This is a genomic window from Pseudomonas sp. RIT-562 (assembly GCF_026241895.1).
In the GTDB taxonomy this organism is placed as follows: domain Bacteria; phylum Pseudomonadota; class Gammaproteobacteria; order Pseudomonadales; family Pseudomonadaceae; genus Aquipseudomonas; species Aquipseudomonas mandelii_F.
Window position 1 is genome coordinate 1 of record NZ_JAPJIV010000054.1, and the last position, 835, is coordinate 835.

Sequence of the window (835 nt, forward strand, 5' to 3'; positions counted from 1 at the left end):
AGGGTGGTTGGTCAGTGGCAGACCAGTGCTGGTGGTCAAGGTCACGGTGTAAGTGACGGAACCGCCTTCAGCTACGGTGGTTTTATCCGCCGTCAGGGTCGCAAACACTTCACTGGTGGTGTCGCCGATGGTGACCGAAGCTGGGCCACTGATGGTCGGGTTCTCCAGCGCTGCGCCGTTCGAGGTGGCACCGGTGATGCTCAAAGACACGGTGCCGCCGTCTTTGTAGACGTCGTCGCCTTGCGGAGCCAGGGTGTGAACTTTCTCAGTCTGACCAGCAGCGAAGACCAAGGTCGAACCGTCGCTCAGCTTGACGGTCACTGGGTGGTCTTGCGCTTTGTCGAGCTTGATGGTGAAGGCTGCGCCCTGGTTTTCCAGGACGGGGCCGTTGCCGGTAATGGTGATGCCAACGGCATCGCCTTGACCAGTAGGTTCGTCAGTAACGGTAGTTTCCAGCGAGTTCTGACCCAGGGTCAGTTTTTCGTAGGTGCCAGCACCTTCGACCGTTTCCAGCTTGTTCACGATGGTCGGTTGACCGCCCACTGCGATGTCATCGGCAGCGGTGATGGTCGCTTGGCCGGTGACGCTGTTAGCCGGGACTTTGATCAACGTACCGTCGGTGAGTTTGAAAGTCAGCTCAGGGTGGTTGGTCAGTGGCAGACCGGTGCTGGTGGTCAGGGTCACGGTGTAAGTCACCGAACCGCCTTCTGCCACGGTGGTTTTATCCGCCGTCAGGGTCGCAAACACTTCACTGGTGGTGTCGCCAATGGTCACCGAAGCTGGGCCACCGATGGTTGGGTTCTCCAGCGCTGCGCCGTTCGAGGTCGCCCCGGTA

The 835-nt window shown here is 59.9% G+C and carries 1 protein-coding gene; it reads right to left on the minus strand.

The features are described from left to right. Positions 1-835: immunoglobulin-like domain-containing protein (locus tag ORL50_RS28710; RefSeq protein ID WP_323055291.1), on the minus strand; the 835-nt coding region annotated here is incomplete at both ends.